We start from the raw sequence: 22,274 nt of genomic DNA on the forward strand, positions 1-22,274 counted from the left end.
ACTGGTCTTACTCATGCGTGGATTTTATAACCCTCTATGTGCTTGTTCGCTTGAAGTAGCGAAAGAATTTTCTGAATACCATCACGTTACCGGAGATGGTGAGATTTATCAGACTTCGTTAATGAGTGCTTTGATCGCTGGTGTTTACGAAGGCTCAACAACCATAGAAGAACTACTGAAACATGGGGATTTTGGTTTAGGTACGTTCAATGAATTGGATGGTGAGTTGATTGCGTTTGATAAGGAAGTTTTTCAACTCAAGTCGGATGGCTCCGCAAACCCGGCAGACCTGGCGCAAAAAACGCCCTTTGCTGTCATGACTTTTTTTAAGCCTGATATCGAGCTGCCACTGACATCGCGCATGTCACGTCATGAAGTCCATAGCCTCATAGACGACATGGTTCCAAGCGATAACCTATTTTGCGCAGTGCGCATTGATGGCGTTTTCGATTCAGTTCGTACTCGCACCGTACCTAAACAAACACGCCCTTATCGGCCAATGCTTGAAGTGGTCAAAGAACAACCAACGTTCCGCTTCACGCATAAGCAAGGCGTGGTCGCCGGCTTTCGCAGTCCTAAATATACGACTGGCATCAATGTGCCCGGCTATCACGAACACTTTATTACCGATGACCGCCAAGGAGGTGGTCATATTCAGGATTACAGCATTTCGTCAGGGTTCCTCCAGATTGGCAAAGTCTCTCGGCTAGTGATTGATACCCCGGTATCGACAGACTTCCTCAACGCCAATTTGGCTCCGGAAGATATAAATACCGCCATAGAAAAGGCGGAAAAGTAACAAAGTCAGGCAAATAATAAGGACAACAAATGCAATCCAAACCTTCAAATAAAAATGGAGCTCAGTTGATCGCTCAACAGCTAGAGTCTCTCGGCATTAAGTACATTTTCGGTATTCCCGGTGCAAAAATCGATCGACTGTTCGATGCGATTGAAGACACTAACATCCAAATGATTCCGGTACGCCACGAAGCTAACGGCGCATTTATGGCGGGCGTTATGGGAAGACTAACCGGCAAAGCAGGCGTCACCATGGTTACGTCAGGCCCTGGCTGTGGAAATCTAGTTACGGGGGTGGCAACAGCAAACTCCGAAGGCGATCCGCTGATTGCTATCGGTGGTGCGGTGAAACGAACTGACCAGCAAAAACAAACACACCAGAGCATGGATACCGTCAGTATTTTTCGCTCTATTACTAAGTTCAGTGCTGAAGTGCAGCATGTGGACGCCGCAAGCGAGATCATGGCGAACGCATTTCGTATCGCAGAGTCAGGTCGTCCTGGGGCTTGCTTTTTGAGTCTCCCCCAAGATGTTTTATCCGAGCAAACCCAAACGGACATTATTGTCCCCTCGCCTTACACACAGCCTGGTTGCGCTGACATCGCAGCAATCGAAGATGCGGTCAGTCGAATCAGTAAAGCAAAGCGCTGTGTGGTTTTACTTGGCCTTCACGCGAGCCGCAGTCAAAACGCTGCTGCTATCGCCCGATTTCTTCAAAATACGCAGCTACCCGTTGTCGGCACTTACCAGGCCGCCGGCACGGTAGATATCAATTACTATCATCACTTTGCTGGGCGTGTCGGTTTATTTAACAACCAACCCGGCGATGTTTTACTGCGTGATGCCGATTTAATTCTCACCATCGGCTTTAGCCCAATAGAGTATGACCCTGAGCTTTGGAACAGCCACCGCAACCCAGTGATTCACCTCGATATTGAACCGGCAGAATACCAACTTAATTATCAACCTTGTGTTGAAATCGTCGGAAACATTGCGCAGTCATTAGACAAGATGGGCAGCTATATCTCTGAATATGCTCGCCTTTCCCCAACGGCACTTTCAGTACTGGAAGAGGTAGCACTGCAACGGCAAGTGATCAAGACCTATCCCAATGTCTATCACAAGCAAGGGTTTCATCCACTGGCGCTAATTAAAGCCATGCAATCTATCATCACACCAGATACCACGCTATGCCTTGATATGGGGAGCTTCCACATCTGGATCGCTCGTTACTTAAGCTGTTTTCGAGCTCGCCAAATGCTGGTGTCTAACGGCCAACAAACGATGGGCGTTGCACTGCCATGGGCCATTGGTGCCAGCCTACTAAAACCTGGTAGCAAAGTGGTATCGATATCAGGAGACGGCGGTTTTATGCAATCGAGCATGGAGTTAGAAACCGCGGTTAGACTGAACTGCAATATCGTCCATATTGTGTGGGTTGATAACGCCTACAACATGGTAGAAATGCAAGAGATCAACAAATATCAGCGCTGCTCTGGTGTGAAATTTGGACCAATTGATTTCAAGGCGTACGCCGAATCATTTGGCGCGAAAGGCTTCGCAGTGACTAGTCAACACGAATTGCTACCGACATTGAATAAAGCCATGGACGTTGAAGGACCAGCAGTGGTGGCTATCCCCGTAGATTACAGCGACAACGACAAACTGATGTTGCCGCGCACAGAGAAAAATCAAGATCCCGTTTTTGTAAGTTTCGAAGGAGAAATCGCATGAGAGGATTAAAAAATAAAGTCGCACTCGTCACTGGTTCTGCCAATGGTATTGGTTTGGCCATCGCAAAACGTTTGTATGAAGAAGGCGCAAACGTCGCTCTTGCCGATTGGAATGAAGAGCAATTGGCAAACGCCGTTGAGGGCTTTGATAAACAGCGTGTGTCTGCGCATTCTATTGATGTTTCTGACCCAGAAAAAGTCGCAGCACTGATTTCTGATGTTGTTACCCGTTTCGGTAAACTGGATATTTTAGTAAACAATGCTGGCGTACATGTCCCTGGTTCCGTGATTGAAGGTAGTGTGGAAGACTGGAAGAAGATCTCTGGTGTAAACATTGATGGTGTTGTTTATTGCGCGAAGTTTGCTTTGCCTGAACTCTTAAAAACGAAAGGTTGTATGGTAAATACCGCGTCCGTTTCCGGTTTGGGTGGTGACTGGGGTGCCGCATTCTATTGCGCGAGTAAAGGCGCAGTGGTGAACCTTACCCGAGCGATGGCATTGGACCATGGTGCGGATGGGGTAAGAATTAACGCCGTATGCCCAAGTTTAGTAAAAACCAACATGACAAACGGCTGGCCGCAGGACATCCGCGATAAATTCAATGAGCGCATTGCGCTTGGCCGAGCAGCCGAACCTGAAGAAATTGCGTCTGTCGTGACTTTCTTGGCAAGTGATGACGCATCTTTCATTAATGGCGTAAACCTACCTGTAGACGGCGGTGCCACCGCATCAGATGGTCAACCTAAAATAGTATAAGCATGAAATAGACAGATCAGTGAGAGACGTTCTACTACCTTTCGGATCGATGCTGATCTGTCGCTTTACGCTCTGAGCACACAACCCGTGCCGGCAATAAACTCAACCACTCGACCGCTGTTAGAGATATCTCAACAACTTAAACCAGCAACGAGAAATTAATGTTTCACACAAACCGACAAACTATGTGAGCATTCCATCAGGCATAGAGTGAAGACTTATGTATCAGCGATTCACAAAGAACCAGACAGTTTCCGCGAATACTTTCTAAAGAAGTCTCAGTGACGACTAACGTTTCTGCCACACCATCCATTGCTCTCTGCCTTTAAAAACCTCAACACTGTTTGCCACCACTGAGGACTTCACAAGTTCAAACGTGGGCTCTAGAAAAGATGCCAACTCCCCACTTCGCAAACAAAATGGAGGAAAGCGTGATAGGTAATTATCATCAATGACGAAAAAACCAATTAGAAAACCTCCGCTTGGCAACAATTTATCCACCATAGAGAAATATTCTGACCACATGTCTCTCGGTAGTGCTGCGAGAAAGGCCCGCTCGTAAATGACATCAAACGAGTGAGAAAAATCGGCATTAAATACATCGCCCAATACGACTTTATCTTTGTAGTTACCTAACGCTGATTGCGCCATTTTTACCGCTTCTTGGCTGTAATCCATCGCGATCACGTCATGCCCATATTGAATAAAAGTGCTCAGTTCATAAGCGGCACCACACCCAGGAATAAACACTGACTGGCCTACATGAAGTGAATTGTCGAGATAGTCCTTGAGTTCTTGAGGTGTCGATTGGGCATCCCAAGGCATAGTGCCTCGGATAAACAAATCATCCCAGAATTGTGTGTTAATCATTGGTGCCTGTTTCATTTACCCGCTCCCTGATTGCGGTAGTAAAAAATAAAGGGATACGCAGCGCAATGTGGTATCCCTTTTCTAGCCTTTTGTCTGACGTTGTTAGTTTTTTATGACAACCACTTTCTACTGCACTTATGCCACCAATGAGTTAACTGCGAAGATCATTGATTAACGGCTGCTCCGCTTGGTTCGGTACAAACTGGACATTGCCTTTCAGTTTAGTGACAGACTGGAGTGTTGCTTGAATGTCCTCTGCTGATACATGCACATCATGACAACAGAAAGTAATGGCATCGTTGAAGCCATCGCGCTCAATTTTCAAGGAGCCTTTAATATCGTGGCGACGACAGACTTCTTGGATTTGATGCGGATAAACAAACAGCCCTTTTACTTTCACCGCGGAGTCTGCTCGTCCCATCCAGCCCTTAATTCGTGCATTCGTGCGTAGCGAATCCGAGCCCGTTTCTAGGTATGCCGATAAATCTCCCGTTGCGTAGCGAATCAGCGGGAACTTCTCATCGAGCGACGTTACAACGACTTCACCGACTTCTCCCGGTTGTACAGGAACACCATCAGGATCAACGATTTCAACAATAATATCTTCGGCAATCACTAATCCTTGTTCACCAGACACTTGATAAGCAATCAAACCAAGCTCTGCACTTGCGTAGGCTTGAAAGACTGCAATGCCTTTTTCCTCAAACATCTGTTCCATGTCTGCTGTAACCGCTTCACCAGAGACCAGAGCTTTCTCAAAGCTAGGCAGCTCATTGTATTTCTCTTGATACTTTTGTAGCAACGTCAGCAAATACGAAGGTGTACCAGTGTAACCATTAGGTTGAAGCTGTTTAATTGCCTCTATTTGCGCTTCGGTATTGCCTACTCCAGCCGGAAATACCGTACAGCCACAAGCCCTTGCGCCACCATCCATAATAAATCCGCCAGGAGAGAAATGGTAAGAGAGCGTGTTATGCACTAAATCACCCGCACAGAACCCAGCAGCGTGAAACGCGCGCCCCATACGCCAGAAATCGGCCTCATCCGTTTGAGCCTCATACAACGGCCCAGGAGATTGGAATACGCGCGCCATTTGACCAATGGCAACGCTATTTAAGCCACCAAACGGCGGTTTAAGTTGCTGCTGATTAGGTACATTGAACTTACGTGTAATCGGGAGCTGAGCAAGCCCTTCACGATTGTTTGCCAATATAGGATCAAACTCAGAAAAATGCGCTGCGTAATGTTCGCTATTGGCTTTCGAATTTTCAATCAGCGCTGGCAGACGTTGAAACAGCGACTCTTCTCGCGCCTGTAGAGACAACGATTCTTTCGCATCAAATAGTTCGTTCATCCTTGCTCCTTACAACCAACGCTTACGACGTTTGTAAGATTTCAGATTCTTAAAGCTCTTGCGATCTTCATCGCCGCCGCCAAGGTAGAATTCTTTTACGTCTTCATTGTTTAGCAATTCGTGCTTGCTGCCATCTAGTACGATTTTGCCTGATTCCATGATGTAACCGTAATCGGCCGCTTGAAGAGCGAAGTTGGCATTCTGTTCAACCAAAAGCATGGTAATACCTTGCTCTTTGTTGATCTTGTTAATAATGCTGAATACTTCTTTAACTAGCAGTGGAGAAAGCCCCATAGACGGTTCGTCCAACAAAATCATCTTCGGTCGAGCCATTAACGCTCGGCCAATCGCTAACATTTGTTGCTCACCGCCAGACAAATAGCCCGCCAGGCCAGTGCGCTCTTTGAGTCGCGGGAAATAGTCAAACACCATTTCGATGTCTTGTTCAACTTCGTTGTCAGTGCGTGTATAAGCGCCTAAGCGAAGATTTTCTATCACCGTCATATCTTCAACAATTCGGCGCCCTTCCATAACTTGGAAGATGCCCGAACGGACGATCTCTTCCGGGCTTTTGTTGTCTATACGCTCGCCCATGAAGTTGATTTCGCCGCGCGTCACTTCACCATCTTCGGTTTTCAATAAACCAGAAATGGCTTTCAACGTTGTGGATTTACCCGCACCGTTGGCGCCCAGTAAGGTCACAATCTGCCCTTTTGGAACTTCTAAACTCACACCGCGAAGTACTAGTATTACTTCGTCGTAGACGACTTCAACGTTGTTCACTGAAAGCAGTATTTCTGCCGGTTCGATATTCGTTGCTAATTCAGCCATCAAGCTACTCCTTGCTAGGGTGAGAGTGTTCTCTCACCCATCCTTATTTTCAGTAAGCTTTGTTATTAATAAGTCGTAGATTAGTAACCTAGCCAATCGTCACGACGTGACAATGTCACCTGAGATACTTTCTTAATATCAACTGCGCCGCCATCGTTGTTGCCCATAAAGACGTTCACGGTTGTTGTGCCTCGGTGATCTTCCGGTTTCCAGTTCGCAGGGACACAAACACCTTCTAAGCCTTGTGGTACCCAGTTGTCATGGACATACATGCCCTTCTTGATGTTTTCACCTGTGATGCCACCGTTGTCTTTCGCCCACTCCATTGCTTCTTTCATATAGAACGCAGAACAAATACCGCGAATGTAATGGTGAGTTCTGAATTCGCCCGGCTCTGATTCAGACTGCTTAGAAATCTCACGGACCAGTTTCATGCCTTCATTATCATCTCCCCAAAACGCAGTCATACCTGGGAAAACGTAATCTTTAAGGCCATCGCCTGCTGCTTCAAGCACTGGCTTATCGCCGCCCCAAATGTTTGCCATGTACTGGAACTCTGTCCCAACCGTGTTACAAGACTTCACTAGTGAGATAACCGAGCTACCGATATTAGCAATGTAACCGTAGTTGGTGCCTGACTCTTTCAGCGACAAACATTGCGCTTTGAAGTCCCCTGGTTTTAGTGACACAACGACTGGGTTTTGCACATCAAAACCAAGTTCTTTGGCGTACTCTGCACACGCTTCTTTTGGCGCATTCGGGAATGGATGGTTATCGCCAATGTGCGTAAATTTCGGCGCACCTTGATTGCCCTTAGATTCCCAATCTTCTTTCGCCCACTTAACTAGCGCACGGCACGCATCTGAGTACGACGCACCATAAAAGAAGTTATAAGGCGCTGGTTTCGCGGTTTTTGGGTTTTTACCGGTTGGGTCAGTTAAGTGACCAGAGTAAGAAGCAGAGAACACCGGCACTTTGTCTTTGGTAACAAACGAAATAAGTGCTTCGGTATCCGCCGTACCCCAACCTTGCAGCGCAACCATGTCTTTACGCGCCACCCAACGTTTATAGTTGGAAATCGCCACTGGTACTTTGTACGCCATGTCTACTGTTTCAAATTCGAGCTCGGTACCGTTAATGCCACCGTTTTGGTTAATCCAACGCAATGCGTCTCGCACGCCAGAACCATAGGGCTTGCTCACATAGGCAGTTGGTCCAGAAAAGTCGACTAATTGCCCGACAAACACAGAATCTTTTGCCCAAGTTGTGGTAGTAAACAGTGCAGATGACAGCACCAACGTTGTCGCTAAATGTCCTTTGTTCATAACTCGTTGTCCTTGTTATTGAGGTATATTCCACTTAATTCCACGTTAATATGAGAACGGATAGTGTTTCCAATATGCTCGAATCTGTTGCCAGCGATGCGATAATCCTTGAGGTTCGAAAATAAGGAACAGCATGATGACTAAACCAATCGCCATCTCTTTGAAGTAAGCCAGACCATCAGTGAAAGCGGTGGTATCACCAAACGCTGAAAGCCCCGTTACGCCAAACTCTAAAACTTCAGGCAGCAGTACGATAAATATCGTCCCCATCAGCGTACCTTTAACTGAGCCTAAGCCACCAATGATGATCATGGCCAAAAACTGGATAGACATCATGATGGTGAAGCCTTCTGCTGATACAAACCCTAGATAATGTCCGTAGAGTGCGCCCCCGATGCCCGCATAGAATGCACACACTCCAAATGAGAGCAGACGATACTTGGTTAGGTTGATTCCCATGATCTCTGCTGACAGATAGTGATCTCGTACTGAGACAAACGCGCGACCGTCACGAGAACGGATTAAGTTTGATGCCCACATATACATGAAGATCAGCGCAAACAGGGCGATGTAGAAGAAGCTTTCGTCAGTCGTAAACTCAAAGCCAAACAAATTAATTGGGTTCGCGCTTGCACCGTATGAGCCGCCACTGAACCAATCTGCGCGAGCAAAGAAGTCCTCTAAAATAAACTGCGCCGCCAACGTTGCGATAGCTAGATATAAACCTTTAATTCGAGCCGCTGGCAGACCAAACAGCATCCCTACAATCATGGTTAAGTAACCCGCAAGCGGAATCGCAAACACAACTGGAATATTAAACTGGTTATTTAGCCAAGCCGATGCAAAGGCGCCAAAGCCAAAGAACGCACCGTGACCTAGAGAGATTTGTCCGGTAAAACCAACCAGAATGTTTAAGCCCAATGCCGCGATACCAAGGTATGCAATCTGAATAAACAGGTTTAGGAAGTAAATATCCAAGACCAGCGGTGCTGCCAGCATGGCGATGACACCTGCAATCGCAAGGCTTCTGATGATTTTGGTTTCAAAAATTGGCGTATCGCTTTTGTATGTGGTTCGAAAATCCCCACATGGGCGCATGCTAAGTTGAGCCATGTTATTTCTCCTTAAATACGCTCAATATCTTTGGTACCAAACAGGCCATATGGCTTGAAGGCAAGAATGATTAACAGCACATAGAATGGTGCGATGTTGTACAGGTTACCCACTTGCAGGTATTGGCTATCAAAAAACTCAGCCAAGTTTTCTAGCACCCCGATGGTGATACCACCGACAATTGCGCCGACTACCGAATCTAAGCCACCTAAAATAACGGCTGGGAAAACTTTGATACCAATAATGGATAGCGCGTCAGATACGCCGTTAACGATACCGATAACAATCCCTGCTGTTGCAGATACCATTGCCGAAATGGCCCAACTGATGGCGAACACTTTCTTGATGGAAATGCCAAGACTCTGGGCTACTTGCTGGTTAAATGCCGTTGCGCGCATTGCCAGACCCATTTTGCTGAATTTGAAGAACCAATAGAACGCGCCCATGATGAGCATTGAGAAGATCAAGCTCAGAATGTAAGCAAACTCAACATTCAAACCTCCGATATTCACCACGTTGGTTTCGAACACTTGCGGGTACGACACAGCAGAGACGCCGAATATCCACTTCATCAGTGCTTGGAAAAACATCGATAGACCGATGGTCACCATGATCACAGAGATAATCGGTTCACCAATCAACGGTCTGAGCACAATGGTTTGCACGGCGATACCAAAAATCATCATGAACGCAAGCGTGAGTAAAAAGCCAATAAAAAACGGTAACTGTAGGTGCACCAATGCCGCCCAACATACCCACGCGCCAATCAACAAGAACTCACCCTGAGCAAAATTGACCACCTGGGTCGATTTGTAAATCAATACAAAGCACATGGCGACAACACCATACAACATGCCAACGATCACGCCATTAATGACGAGTTGCAGTAATAAATCCGTATTCACTATGCGATCCTCCGTTGTTCGCTATCCACTAGTGTTGGCTCATGCTCAATAAGCGTTTCAATAACTAGCGACGTTTGAATGCGTGTTTTAGTGCCATCTTGATAAGTAATCACTGTATCGACATCGACTTTTGGATCGTCGCTGTAGATGGTTTCGATGATGTCTCCGTATTTCTCTGCAACCACACCACGACGCACTTTACGCGTACGAGTTAACTCGCCATCGTCGGCATCCAGCTCTTTGTAAAGTAGAATGAATTTGCTGATCTTCTGTGCATCCGGTAGGGATTCGTTCACTTTTTGAACTTCTTCACGAATCGCTTGGTACACTTCTGGTTGAGCAGATAAGTTGGTGTAGTTGGTAAATGCCAAGCCGCGTTGCTCTGCCCACTTCGCGACGATCGCATAGCGAATACAGATGATGGCAGACAGCCAAGGTCGACCTTTACCTACCACCACGGCTTCTGCAATAAACGGCGAGAACTTGAGTTTGTTTTCAATGAACTGCGGAGAGTAGCGGTCGCCGTGGCTGGTTTCCGACATATCTTTCAGACGATCAATCACCACCAAGTGACCGGAATCTTTAAAATAGCCCGCATCGCCTGTGTGCATCCAACCATCTTGAACATCTTCATCATATGCTGCTTGGTTGTTTAAGTAGCCAGTAAACATGCCTGTACTTTTCGCGATGATTTCACCAACGCCATTGCTGTCTGGGTTGATGACTTTCACTTCTGCATTATCAAACGCAACGCCAACCGAATCATAGTCCACGTCATCGGCTTGGTGGACGGTGTACGCACCACACATTTCGGTTTGACCGTAAAGCTGCTTGAGTGGTACACCGATCGCTTGCAAGTAACGGAAAGTGTCAGGCCCCATCGCCGCGCCGCCCGTTGCAGCAGATGTTAGGTTCGAAAAGCCTAAACGGTCTCGCAAAGCACGCAAAAGAATCCATTCGGCGAGTTTAGAACGTTTGCCCTGCTCTAACGCTTTGTTGGCTAAGCTCATGCCCAGTTTGTACATCTTTTGCTTAAACGGTGTCGAATCCATCATTCGTGCAGACACGTCTGCCACAATGTTTTCCCACACTCGCGGCGCTAACAGCACAAAGTTTGGACCGATTTCACGCAAGTCGGACATCATGGTTTCTTGTTCTTCCACAAAGTTAACGATTTGACGAGAAATCAACGCCTGACCAACCACGTAAACCTGCTCCATAATCCAAGGCAAAGGCAGAACAGAAACGTAGTTGTCGCCTGGGGAACGAGGGTCTGCACGCAAGTAAGCCGCACAGTGATCCAAGAACGTGCCACTGTGTAGCTGAGCCAATTTTGGTTTAGAAGTCGTACCCGACGTTGTACAAAGAATTGAAAGATCGCTGCCTTTGGTTTCAACAACCATATTGAGATATTTGTCTGGGTCCGCTTTATCAATCAGCTGACCTTTTTTGTAGACCTGTTCAACATCAATCAATCTTGGATCATCGTATTTACGCATTCCACGAGGATCGCAGTAAATAATGTATTCAACGCTAGGAATTTCATCACCAAGCTCAAGCAGCTTGTCGCATTGCTCTTCATCTTCGGCAATCACGACTTTTGCTTTGGCATAGTTGATAAGGTACGCCACCTCTTCGTGCATAGAATCTTGATAGATGCCCAGCGAGAAACCTTTGATCGCATGTGCCGCTAACTCGCCCCATACCCATTCCGGGCGGTTATCACCTAGCAAACCAACGACATCTTGCTCACCAATACCCAAATCTCGTAGTGCCAGTGCCATCCACTTGACGCGGTTTTCATAATCTTTCCAAGTGAACTCTCGCCATATACCAAACTCCTTTTCACGCATTGCGACTTGTTCGGGCCAGTTCTTGGCATTGTGTTGCAACACTTTTGGAAAGGTATCTAAGCGGGTTATATCTGCCCAATCATTATGTTGCTGTGCCATTATGCACTCTCCTCTAATGTCGGTAACTCTTCGCCTAAGTACGCTTGTTTCACATGTGGGTTGGCCATCACTTCTTCAGGCTCACCCGTAGCAATGTGTTTACCGAAATCCAAAACCAAAACGCGATTAGAGATGTCCATGACCACGCCCATGTCGTGCTCAATCATGATGATCGTGATATCTAATTCTTCATTCAGATCCATGATGTAACGTGCCATGTCTTCCTTTTCTTCCAAGTTCATACCTGCCATTGGTTCATCAAGCAGCAGTAACTTAGGTTTTAAGGCAATGGCACGAGCAAGCTCTACACGCTTACGTAAGCCGTAAGATAGCGTGCCTGCAGTCGCTTTTCGGATGTGCTGGATTTCTAGAAAATCGATCACGTCTTCCACATATTTGCGGTGCGCCATCTCTTCTTTCTGCGCATTGGAGAACCAATAGAGTGGCCCCGTGACGAAGTTATTTTTCAGTAGGTGGTGTCGGCCAACCATGATGTTGTCCAGTACCGACATATGAGAAAAGAGCGCTAAGTTTTGGAAGGTTCTTCCCAGCCCTAACTCAGCTCGTTGGCTTGGTGTACGTTTAGTTACGTCATCTCCAGCGAAGATTACAGAGCCTTTGTTTGGTGTGTATCGACCAGAGATGCAATTGAGCATTGAGGTTTTACCTGCACCGTTTGGACCAATGATTGAAAAAATTTCCTTTTCATTCACATGGAAGCTCACGTCAGTTAAAGCTTTCACCCCACCAAAAGCCAATGAAATATCGTTTACCTGCAACAGAGGCGATTCCGATACCATAGTTGATCTCCCTTTCGTTATTTAAGTGCGTTCCATTGAGCACTATTTGATCAAACCTAACTTTGATACTGGTAACCGCTTTTACACCTATGCATCAACTTTATATTCAGTTTACGTAAACGTCAATTTAAAATCAGAATAGTGCCTGAAAGATTAAGTTGCAATCGAGTTCATCGAGAAAGATTTGAACTAACGCAAACTTTAAGTAAATAAATTGTTAATAAAAATTATTCTCAAACGCTTACATATTTGGATAGTTAGGACCACCACCACCTTCTGGCGGAGTCCAGGTAATATTTTGACTTGGATCTTTGATGTCGCACGTCTTACAGTGGATACAGTTGGCCGCATTTATTTGCAGCTCTGGCTGCTGCTCCCCCTGTACGATTTCATACACGCCAGCCGGACAATAGCGCTGTGCTGGCTCTGCATATAATTCAAGGTTCTGCTCAATAGGGATCCGCTGGTTCTCCAGTCGTAAGTGGCATGGTTGATCTTCCTCATGGAAGATATTGGATAGATAAACGGAAGAGAGGCGATCGAAACTTAACACGTCATCAGGCTTCGGATAGACAATTTCATTGCTGTTTTCCGCCAATAACAGAGACTGATGATCAGGCTTATCACAGCGGATATGCCACTTAGCTTTACCTTTTAACACGTTATGTTCCAGCAGCGCTAAACCACCGCCCAGCCACGATCCAAAGCGGTGGATTCCACTTGAGAAGTTACGTGCTTGATAAAGCTCTTCATACAGCCAAGACTGTTTGAAATGCTTTTGATAATCAGCAGTAACTGACTGACTCTCAAGGGCTTCACATACTGCTTCAGCGGCAAGCATTCCAGATTTTATTGCGGTGTGTGTGCCTTTGATTTTAGCGCCGTTAAGTGTTCCTGCATCACAGCCAATTAACAAGCCACCAGCAAACTGCTGCGTGGGAAGCGAATGAAAGCCGCCCTTGGTAATCGCTCTCGCGCCATAGCTAATACGCTTCCCATTTTTGAGGTATTGCTCAATCAACGGGTGGTGTTTAAAACGTTGAAACTCATCAAATGGACTCAAGTGCGGATTCTTATAATTCAAGTCAACAATCAACCCGACGGCAACTTGGTTTCCCTCTAAATGGTAGAGATAACTGCCACCTGTAGCTTCATTTGATAACGGCCAACCTAATCCGTGCACTACTAAACCTTGCTGATGCTGCTCTGATGGGATTTCCCACAGCTCTTTAAAACCGATAGCGTAGTGTTGAGGCGTTTTCTCTTCAGCAAGATTAAATCGGTTAATCAACTGCTTACCAATATGCCCCCGTGCGCCTTCAGCAAATAAAGTAAACTTCGCTCGCAGTTCAATACCAGGTTCGAAATTTTCTTTTTGTTCACCATTTTTATCTAATCCCATATCGCCCGTGATCACGCCACAAACACGACTATCTTCATCGATGATCGCTTGACTGGCGGTAAAACCTGGGTAGACCTCCACCCCCAAGTTCTCAGCCTGCAACGCCATCCATCGGCATAGACTGCCCAAACTTATGATGTAATTACCTTTGTTATGTAACGTATTAGGCACCGCCCAAGAAGGCAGTTCATGACCATTGATGTCATTGCCTAGATAGTAGGTTTTATCTTGGTTTACTTTGGTATTGAGCGGAGCGCCTTTCTCTTCCCAGTCGGGAAAAAGCTCATCCAAACTCCGCGTTTCAAACACCGCACCCGATAAAATATGCGCTCCAACTTCAGAACCTTTTTCTACCACGCAAACAGAGAGGTCTTGTTTTTTTTCTGCTGCTAATTGTTTGATTCGGCATGCCGCAGACAAACCTGCGGGACCAGCGCCTACAATCAGAACATCAAATTCCATGCAGTCTCTTTCCATGATTGCATTCCTTTTTCTTTGCATGTTGCCAACTTGTTAATCAACAATATATTTAAAGTTGACGCAAACGTAAAGGTAAATTAACATCATTTTAAAGACGTCATCACATCGTCTTCACTGTAAACACATAGTCTTCACTGTAAAAGGAATCTAACGTGAAAATACTAGTGCCAATCAAAAGGGTCATTGATCCCTACGTTAAAGTTCGCGTGAAAGCGGACCATAGCGATGTTGAAACCAATAACGTCAAGATGACGATTAATCCATTTTGCGAAATAGCCGTTGAAGAAGCCGTACGACTAAAGGAGCAAGGTATTGCAGATGAAGTCATCGTTGTCAGTGCTGGCGGTAGCCAGTGTCAGGAGCAACTACGTACCGCGCTTGCATTAGGCGCCGATCGCGCTATTCATGTCGATACTGAAGACAAAATAGAGCCATTAGTTGTTGCTAAGCTGCTCAAAGCTCTAGTTGAGCAAGAACAAGCACAGCTTGTGATTACGGGTAAACAATCCATTGATACGGACAACAACCAAGTGGCTCAGATGCTGGCCGCCCTACTTGACTGGCCTCAAGCAACTTTCGCTTCCGACGTGAAGATTGAAGATCAAAAAGTTCAGGTCGTGAGAGAAGTGGACGGCGGCTTGATGACGGTCGCGATGAACTTACCTGCGGTGATCAGTACTGACTTACGCCTGAATGAACCGCGTTTTGCCTCTTTGCCTAATATCATGAAAGCTAAGCGCAAGCCGTTAGATACCATCACACCTGACAGTCTGGGTGTTGAAGTGGTATTTAGCCAAACCATTCAAGAAATCACACCGCCAGCGCAAAGAAAAGGTGGCATCAAGGTTGAATCTGTCTCAGAGCTTCTCGATAAGCTGCGTAACGAAGCGAAGGTGATTTCATGAAGAACTTAATCATAGCAGAGCATGACAATAACCAATTGCATGCGGACACACTCAAAGTGGTTAATGCAGCAAAACAAGTCAGCCAAGACAATGTTTTGATCGTAGTGGGCCACCAGTGTGAAGAAGTCGCTCAGCAAGCTTGTCGCGTTGATGGTATATCAAACGTAATTTGTGTCGATGATGAGCAACTTAAGCATCAATTTGCCGAGAGTATCGCACCTATTGTAGTGAGTATTGCTGAAGGTTTTGACGCAATCTGGGCTAGCTCATCATCAAAAGGGAAAGACCTTGCACCTCGAGTAGCAGCGAAGTTCGGCGTTGGGCAAATTTCCGATATTGTCCAAGTTATCGATGAAAACACTTTTATCCGCCCTATTTACGCAGGAAACGCATTTGCCAAAGTGACCACCAGCGACAAGGTTCGCGTCATCACCGTGCGCGCGTCTGCGTTTGAGCCGGTTACTTGTCGCAACCAAGCTGATATTAAGCATCAGCAGGTCACTATCTCAGCTCCAATGGTTGAATTGGTTTCTGTCGATAAAACCGTGTCAGAACGTCCTGAATTAAGCGCGGCAGAGGTGGTTGTGTCAGGTGGACGCGGGGTCGGTAGCAAAGAGAACTTCGCGTTGATCGAACAAGTGGCCGATAAACTAGGTGCTGCCATTGGCGCTTCTCGCGCGGCGGTTGATGCCGGGTTTGTTGCCAACGACTTACAAGTGGGTCAAACCGGTAAAATCGTTGCACCTAAGCTTTATATAGCGGTTGGGATTTCCGGTGCCATCCAGCATCTTGCAGGAATGAAGGAATCCAAAGTGATTGTCGCGATCAACAAAGATCCAGAATCTCCTATCTTTGAAGTTGCCGACTATGGATTGGTTGGTGATTTATTTGAGGTACTACCTCAGCTTGCCGAACAACTTTAAACGATCAGATAAGGGGCGAACACTGCTATGTTCGCCCCTTTATTTTGTTTTTGGTCATATTCAAAAGAATTGAAATTAGAGGGACCTATGCCAAATTCTGCACCTATTTGGTCACCATCTGCTGAGCGCGTCAGCAATAGCAACTTATTACGGTTCATCGAAAAGGTTAATAAAGACAAAGCCGAAGGTACCGTAATCAACAATTACACGTCTCTACACCAGTGGTCCATTGAGCACAATGATGAATTTTGGCGACATACTTGGCAGTTTTGCAACGTAATCGGAGATATAGGTTCGCAAGTCAAGAGCCTTGGCAGTCCCAAATGGACACCAACAGGTTCTAATCATCATCATGTAAATAGAGACACAGTATGGTTTGCTGACGCCACGCTGAACTACGCAGAGAACCTCCTATCTCAGGCTGAACAATCACCAGAGCGTGAGTTTATTGTTTTTAGCAATGAAAGCGGTGAACACCGACAACTCACCGGTAAACAGTTGCTTGAACAAGTTTCTGCCATTCAACAATGGCTACTCAATTGTGGTGTCGGTAAAGGCGATGTCGTTGCGGGTTATTTGCCCTACCTTCCTGAAACCGTTATTGCCATGCTGGCCACCACCAGTCTTGGTGCCATTTGGACTTCAACCTCTCCTGATTTTGGTATCGATAGCGTCGTAGAGCGTTTTGGTCAGGTCAAACCGAAAGTTCTTTTTTGCTGTGATGGCTACCAGTTCGGAGGCAAAGCTTTCGATATGACGAACAAGAACACCACTCTTAGTAGTAAGTTAAGCAGTGCCTCCGAAGAGACTACTATTAGCGTATGCCAAATCGAATATTTACAAAACGCTGAGAGTGCTAGCACTTCTGAGTTTGTTTCTTGGTCCGATATTACTCACCACTTTTCTCCACAATCAATTCAATATCAACCAACGCTGTTTAATGACCCGTTATTCATTTTGTATTCTTCTGGTACAACAGGTCAACCTAAGTGTATTGTCCATTCCGCAGGCGGTACCTTGCTCAATCACCTCAAAGAACATCAACTGCATTGCGACATCAAATCGCAAGACAAGGTTTTCTACTACACAACATGTGGTTGGATGATGTGGAACTGGCATGTTTCCGCTCTTGCGAGTGGTGCTGCCTTAGTGATTTACGACGGTAGTCCGGTTTACCCTGATCACTCCGTCTTATGGCAATTAGCAGAAGAACATAGCGTGTCGCTGTTTGGTACTTCAGCGAAATACTTAGAGGCACTGGAGCAGGCGAACTGCTCTCCAAAACTAGAACATAACCTGAAGTCACTCAAAACTCTGTGCTCAACTGGTTCGGTGCTTTACCCAGAACAATTTAATTATGTCTATCAGCACATCAAGCAGGACTTGCATCTCGCTTCTATCGCTGGCGGCACGGATATTTGCGGATGCTTTGTACTTGGAAACCCTATTTCACCAGTTTACAAAGGTGAATGCCAAGGCGCAGGGCTGGGAATCGACGCACGTGTTCTAGAGGATGGTGGACATACTATTACGCAAAAACGCGGCGAACTGACTTGCAATAACTCGCTACCTAACTTCCCTATTGGCTTCTGGAACGACAACGGCGAACGTTATCACAACGCTTATTGGAGCAAGTTTACCGATATCTGGCACCATGGCGACGATGTGATGCAAACCGAACATGGCGGCTTTATTTTTTATGGCCGTAGTGACGCAACCTTAAATCCAGGCGGCGTACGAATCGGTACCGCTGAAATCTACCAACAAGTGAACGTGCTACCCGAGGTTGAAGACTCCATCGCTGTCGGCAAGTTAAACCAGCAGTCTGAAGAAATCTGGTTACTAGTAAAACTCGCTCACAACGTCGAGTTAACCCAACAACTCACCGATTCAATTCGCCAAACATTGAAAACAAAATGTTCACCACGCCATGTCCCACGACAAATTTTTGCTATCAGTGATATTCCTAAAACGCGCTCAGGCAAATTGGTTGAGCTAGCAGTGAAACAATTGGTAAACGGACAAGCTGTAAAAAACATTGGTGCTATTGCTAACCCAGAAGTGCTGGAAGAAATTAAAACGCTTTTCAACATAGAAGGCGCCACCGTCACTTAGAGACCCAACAAGTCTTCCCACAATACAGACGGGTATAACCTAACTATATTTTAGCTCGCTCGATAACTCCTCCCCACTTTCGTGGAAACTGAGCGAAATATGCTTCATGTACACAAAAAAGGTGAGATAATTCTATCTCACCTTTGAGCCATATGAGCTGGAGCATTAGTTTGGGGGTTAAGCTTTTATCAGTTGGCTCATATCTTCGCGAACTTGTGGCACCGTTAAACCAACGATGATTTGAAGGCTCTCTTGATTTCTAACAATATTCACCGCTCCGTGCTGTGTGAAAAATGCGTTCTCCTTTACTAGAGAGACATCTTTAACTTTAACACGCAGACGCGTCGCGCAATTAGTTAACAAGTCAATGTTTTCTTTTCCACCCAAACCTTCAATAAAGGCACTAGCTTGTGACGGACTTGCGCTACTGTTATGGACCTCTTTCGCTTCTTTGTAGTCAGCTTTGGAATACAACTTACTATCTGCACCTTCACGTCCCGGAGTAAGTATGTTGTATTTTAAAATAAGCGCGCGAAACGTAACAAAGTAAACACCAGTAAACATGAGACCAATAATAATCTGAATCACGTATGTTCCTGCATGGTTACCAGCCAAAGGCAACCAGTTTTGGAAAATGAAGTCTATCAAGCCAGTCTGAAAGTTACCGGAAACACCAAACATAAAGGCGATCGTTGCCATTGTCGCAGATAACAACGCATGCAAAGCAAACAGCGCAGGTGCGATAAATAAGAATGTAAACTCTATTGGTTCGGTGATCCCTGTAAGAATTGCTGTGATTGCGGCTCCGAGCACTAACCCCATCACCATCTTTTTATTTTCTTTTTTCGCAACTGAATAGAGTGCTAGTGCGATACCCGTACAACCAAACACTTTACCCATTCCCGTCAACATCAAACCACCCTGAGGAAATTGTGTCGTTAAACTTTCCGAGCTCTGGGCGAATGTCTGTATATTTTGAATCCAATAGGCAACCGTCCCGCCATCGACTGCAACTGGCCCATAAAAAACGGGACCATATACGAAATGATGCAATCCCGTTGGTATCATGATTCGCTCTAAAAACGTAAATAGCCATACCCCTAACGATCCAGCAGAAACCAAAAATGATTGCAGATTGTTAATACCATGCTGAATACTTGGCCAAGTCAAACAAGTTAGAATTGCCATCACGACCATAATGGGGAAACTAATGAGCACAACCAATGGCGTTCCGCCAAATACAGCCGCCCAATCCGGTAGCTTTTTATCAAAGAATCGGTTGTGAACCCAAACAGAGAGACTTGCAATTAAAATGGCACCTAGCAAGTTGGTATCAAGCGTTAGAATGCCACCAACTTCAGTCAAACCTCGCTCACCTTCCGTATAGTTAACGCCCAGTTCTGGCCCCCAAAATTGAAGGATTCCACCAATAACGTAGTTATACGTAATGTAGGAAACAAGTGTTGCAAGTACAGCGCGACCAGATGCTTTTTTAGCTAAAGCGATAGGTAACCCAACGGCAAAAATAAGTGCCATATTTTTAAATACAGCGAGAGATGCCTGTAACATGATCGTCGAGACTTTAACCCAAGCACTCCCCTCTAGTGCCCAAGGGAACACTTCTTGATTTAACAGCACAACAGAGAAACCCAATAACATGCCCGCTGCTGGAAATAATAGAACGGGTACAAACATCGCGGCCCCGAACCTTTGAATAATGTCTTTCATATAAACCTCTTGTTTCATTCACGGAGCCTACAAGTAGGCCCCGAACGTCCAGTTGTTATTGAAAAAATTGAGGAAGGTAGGCTTTATTTTCTTCTAGTAATTGTTTTGTTATTTCTTTAGCTTTTGGCACATTAACCACGGTACGGTTAAGTGTGAGTGCATTAATCAGCTTTTGCTGACTTCCTTCGTACCAAGCATCCACGACTAATTTCTCGTAACCAAGTTGGCTCTCAATCATGGCTTTTTGGAAGGTTGGGATTTTTCCTACAGTAAAAGCTTTCGGTCCATCACTAGTTAGCGCAGCTGGAACTTCTACCATGGCGTCATTTTGTAAATTTGTAATAGCACCATTATTCGGTACGATGACGAGATACACATCGCTCAAGTTGTAGGCTAGCGAAGCCGCGACTCTCACCATGTATCGACCATGGATATCGGCATGCAGTGTTTCGTGCTTCGTGGTGCCCGCTTCAATTATTCTTGCGTTCAATTCAAACACTCGTTTCTCACGGCCGTTAATTACCTGCCTTGCGCGAGTATTATTGATATCCTCTTTCGCTACCATTTTTTCAGGGTACAAATAGTATTGAAGATACGTATTCGGCAAAAACTCTGGATTATCAGCAAGCATTGTTCTCATGTTTTTGAATGTGGCTTGCCACGATGGGTCATCCGCTATTTCCGCATCAACCGCACTGATCCCTTCTTTTAGGATGATATTTTTAATTTTATCCGTTAAGTCTTCACCCTGTTTATTACGAATTTTGGTAAACCAGCCATAGTGATTAAGCCCAAAATATTCAGGAACAAAGTCCCAAATTTCACACCCTAACAATTGCGCATAGCTGACCATAATCGCTGCTGGCATATCACAAATATTTAGAATTCGCTTATCATGCGGAAATTCACGATTTAAAGCTTCAGCGACAATTGCCGCCGGGTTGGTGTAATTAAGAATCCACGCATCTGGACACGTTTGTCGGATCTCGTTCACTAGCTGGATCATATCGCCGATAGAGCGAAGTCCATATGCCATTCCTCCCGCGCCACATGTCTCTTGCCCAACACAAGAGTTGGATAGCGGGATTTGTTCATCGCGCTCGCGCATGGCCAACCCACCAGTGCGGATCTGGATAAAGAAAAAGTCCGAATCTGCGAATGCGACAGATTTATCCGTTGTATAAACAAACTCTTCAACTTCTGGATAGTGTTCTCGCAATAGAATTTCAGTAGCTAATGCATTCGATTCTTGGCGTTTCTCATCTATGTCGTAAAACACGACTTTTGCGAGTGGAAAGTTATCTTTTTCGGCAATAAGGCTGTTCATCATACCAAGTGTGTATGTACTGCCAGCACCAACAATCGTTAATTTTTGACGTTTCATTTCGCTACCTCAAATGTTTATCCTGAAAATGTATAAAATAAGTATTAATACTTTTATGATACATTTAAAGTATAAGCACATAGATACGAGATAAAAATCACACAAAGATCCTAAGGAAAAGTATTAACTACATCTCAGATCACATTCTTGCTATCATGATCCAAGACTTAGCGAGGTATTATGAAACCCAAATACATAGACATTGCGGAACGATTAGAAAAAAAGATCAAAGATGGGGAACTACAACCTAAATCGATGCTTCCAAAAGAGAGTGATTTGCAAGAAGAGTTTTCCGTAAGCCGCGTAACCATCAGAAAAAGCTTACAAATTCTGGTCGACAATAATTTAATTAGCCGGACAAGAGGTAGTGGAACTTATGTAAACGATCTAAAAGCCCAACATGATGCCTTACATTTGCTGGGTTTTATCGAGGAAGTCAGTAAACAAGGGAAAACACCTAGCTCTCAAGTCATAAAGTTCGAACTTAAAAAGCCGAATGAGCAGGTTGCTAAGCAGTTAAATCTCTCGCCCAATGATGATACATATGAAATACATAGACTCAGATGTATTAATGATGAGCCTGAAATTTACGAAGTCACTCATATGCCAGCAATGTTATTTCCAGACTTGAGCATAGCCATAATGAATGGTTCTAAATATGAGTACATTGAAAATAGCAAAGGATTGAAAATTGCGAAAAGCTGTCAGTCTGTCAAACCGTATTTGTTAGATGCAGAGACGGCCTCATACCTGAATGAATCAGAAGCTTCCCCTATTCTAAAAGTTGAGTCCACTGGTTACCTAGAAGATGGTCGTGCATTTGAATATACCGTCAATTACTTCCGACTTCATCAATACAGCTTCGAGTTTATTTCGACTAGGGCGTAGTACTATTCGACG

Annotated in this window: 18 protein-coding genes; 7 read left to right on the top strand and 11 right to left on the bottom strand. The window is 45.3% G+C overall.

Annotation, left to right across the window (positions count from 1 at the left end; genetic code table 11):
* Positions 1 to 13 precede the first annotated feature (13 nt).
* From budA to budC, 3 genes are read left to right on the top strand one after another with little or no spacing between them, the layout of a single operon-like run.
* A complete protein-coding gene (gene budA, locus J4N43_RS21000; protein ID WP_005373273.1) occupies positions 14 to 799 on the top strand; it encodes an acetolactate decarboxylase in 786 nt (261 codons plus the stop codon).
* A gap of 29 nt (positions 800 to 828) precedes the next feature.
* The gene (alsS, locus tag J4N43_RS21005) at positions 829 to 2,532 is read left to right on the top strand and encodes an acetolactate synthase AlsS (protein WP_053349211.1); all 1,704 of its coding nucleotides are present in this window, start codon (positions 829 to 831) and stop codon (positions 2,530 to 2,532) included.
* Positions 2,529 to 3,287, top strand: a complete 759-nt coding sequence (gene budC / locus J4N43_RS21010; protein ID WP_017820351.1) for a meso-2,3-butanediol dehydrogenase — start codon at positions 2,529 to 2,531, stop codon at positions 3,285 to 3,287. The genes alsS and budC overlap by 4 nt, the downstream gene beginning before the upstream one ends.
* A 288-nt stretch (positions 3,288 to 3,575) precedes the next feature.
* On the opposite strand, the gene J4N43_RS21015 is transcribed toward budC, so the two are convergent.
* The 9 genes from J4N43_RS21015 to J4N43_RS21055 all read right to left on the bottom strand — a co-directional run bounded on the left by J4N43_RS21015 (position 3,576) and on the right by J4N43_RS21055 (position 14,316).
* Positions 3,576 to 4,172: a methyltransferase domain-containing protein gene (locus J4N43_RS21015; protein ID WP_053349212.1), complete on the bottom strand. Its 597-nt coding sequence runs from the start codon at positions 4,170 to 4,172 to the stop codon at positions 3,576 to 3,578.
* A 136-nt stretch (positions 4,173 to 4,308) separates the two neighbouring features.
* Positions 4,309 to 5,511, bottom strand: coding sequence for a phenylacetate--CoA ligase family protein (locus J4N43_RS21020; RefSeq protein ID WP_053349213.1), 1,203 nt, complete (start codon positions 5,509 to 5,511; stop codon positions 4,309 to 4,311).
* 9 nt (positions 5,512 to 5,520) lie between these two features.
* Positions 5,521 to 6,342, bottom strand: coding sequence for an ABC transporter ATP-binding protein (locus J4N43_RS21025; RefSeq protein ID WP_053349214.1), 822 nt, complete (start codon positions 6,340 to 6,342; stop codon positions 5,521 to 5,523).
* 80 nt (positions 6,343 to 6,422) lie between these two features.
* Complete coding sequence (locus J4N43_RS21030) at positions 6,423 to 7,667, bottom strand: ABC transporter substrate-binding protein (RefSeq protein WP_033906430.1); 1,245 nt, start codon at positions 7,665 to 7,667, stop codon at positions 6,423 to 6,425.
* Positions 7,668 to 7,712: 45 nt separating this feature from the next.
* A complete protein-coding gene (locus J4N43_RS21035; protein WP_053349215.1) occupies positions 7,713 to 8,780 on the bottom strand; it encodes a branched-chain amino acid ABC transporter permease in 1,068 nt (355 codons plus the stop codon).
* Positions 8,781 to 8,791: 11 nt separating this feature from the next.
* A complete protein-coding gene (locus tag J4N43_RS21040; RefSeq protein WP_005373295.1) occupies positions 8,792 to 9,685 on the bottom strand; it encodes a branched-chain amino acid ABC transporter permease in 894 nt (297 codons plus the stop codon).
* A complete protein-coding gene (locus tag J4N43_RS21045; RefSeq protein WP_005373296.1) occupies positions 9,685 to 11,637 on the bottom strand; it encodes a long-chain fatty acid--CoA ligase in 1,953 nt (650 codons plus the stop codon). Before J4N43_RS21045 ends, J4N43_RS21040 begins: the two co-directional genes overlap by 1 nt.
* Positions 11,637 to 12,437 carry an ABC transporter ATP-binding protein gene (locus J4N43_RS21050; RefSeq protein ID WP_005373297.1) on the bottom strand — a complete coding sequence of 267 codons (801 nt, stop codon included), beginning with the start codon at positions 12,435 to 12,437 and terminating at the stop codon, positions 11,637 to 11,639. The genes J4N43_RS21045 and J4N43_RS21050 overlap by 1 nt, the downstream gene beginning before the upstream one ends.
* 241 nt (positions 12,438 to 12,678) lie before the next feature.
* Complete coding sequence (locus J4N43_RS21055) at positions 12,679 to 14,316, bottom strand: electron transfer flavoprotein-ubiquinone oxidoreductase (RefSeq protein WP_053349216.1); 1,638 nt, start codon at positions 14,314 to 14,316, stop codon at positions 12,679 to 12,681.
* A gap of 155 nt (positions 14,317 to 14,471) precedes the next feature.
* Here J4N43_RS21055 and J4N43_RS21060 point away from each other — a divergent pair, with 155 nt between their 5' ends.
* The 3 genes from J4N43_RS21060 to J4N43_RS21070 all read left to right on the top strand — a co-directional run bounded on the left by J4N43_RS21060 (position 14,472) and on the right by J4N43_RS21070 (position 18,262).
* Complete coding sequence (locus tag J4N43_RS21060; protein WP_042523555.1) at positions 14,472 to 15,224, top strand: electron transfer flavoprotein subunit beta/FixA family protein; 753 nt, start codon at positions 14,472 to 14,474, stop codon at positions 15,222 to 15,224.
* The gene (locus J4N43_RS21065; RefSeq protein WP_053349217.1) at positions 15,221 to 16,147 is read left to right on the top strand and encodes an electron transfer flavoprotein subunit alpha/FixB family protein; all 927 of its coding nucleotides are present in this window, start codon (positions 15,221 to 15,223) and stop codon (positions 16,145 to 16,147) included. Before J4N43_RS21060 ends, J4N43_RS21065 begins: the two co-directional genes overlap by 4 nt.
* Positions 16,148 to 16,234: 87 nt before the next feature.
* A complete protein-coding gene (locus J4N43_RS21070) occupies positions 16,235 to 18,262 on the top strand; it encodes an acetoacetate--CoA ligase (protein ID WP_155487265.1) in 2,028 nt (675 codons plus the stop codon).
* A gap of 177 nt (positions 18,263 to 18,439) precedes the next feature.
* Here the strand turns inward: J4N43_RS21070 and J4N43_RS21075 are convergent, their stop codons facing one another.
* Positions 18,440 to 19,990 carry an alpha-glucoside-specific PTS transporter subunit IIBC gene (locus tag J4N43_RS21075; RefSeq protein ID WP_053349406.1) on the bottom strand — a complete coding sequence of 517 codons (1,551 nt, stop codon included), beginning with the start codon at positions 19,988 to 19,990 and terminating at the stop codon, positions 18,440 to 18,442.
* 55 nt (positions 19,991 to 20,045) lie between these two features.
* Entirely contained in the window at positions 20,046 to 21,374 is a 1,329-nt protein-coding gene (locus J4N43_RS21080) for a 6-phospho-alpha-glucosidase (RefSeq protein ID WP_005373308.1), read from the bottom strand.
* A 180-nt stretch (positions 21,375 to 21,554) separates the two neighbouring features.
* On the opposite strand from J4N43_RS21080, the gene J4N43_RS21085 reads away from it, so the two are divergent.
* Positions 21,555 to 22,262 carry a GntR family transcriptional regulator gene (locus J4N43_RS21085; RefSeq protein ID WP_053349219.1) on the top strand — a complete coding sequence of 236 codons (708 nt, stop codon included), beginning with the start codon at positions 21,555 to 21,557 and terminating at the stop codon, positions 22,260 to 22,262.
* The last annotated feature ends 12 nt before the right edge of the window (positions 22,263 to 22,274 follow it).

The organism is Vibrio sp. SCSIO 43009, assembly GCF_023716525.1.
Classification (GTDB): Bacteria; Pseudomonadota; Gammaproteobacteria; order Enterobacterales; family Vibrionaceae; genus Vibrio; species Vibrio alginolyticus.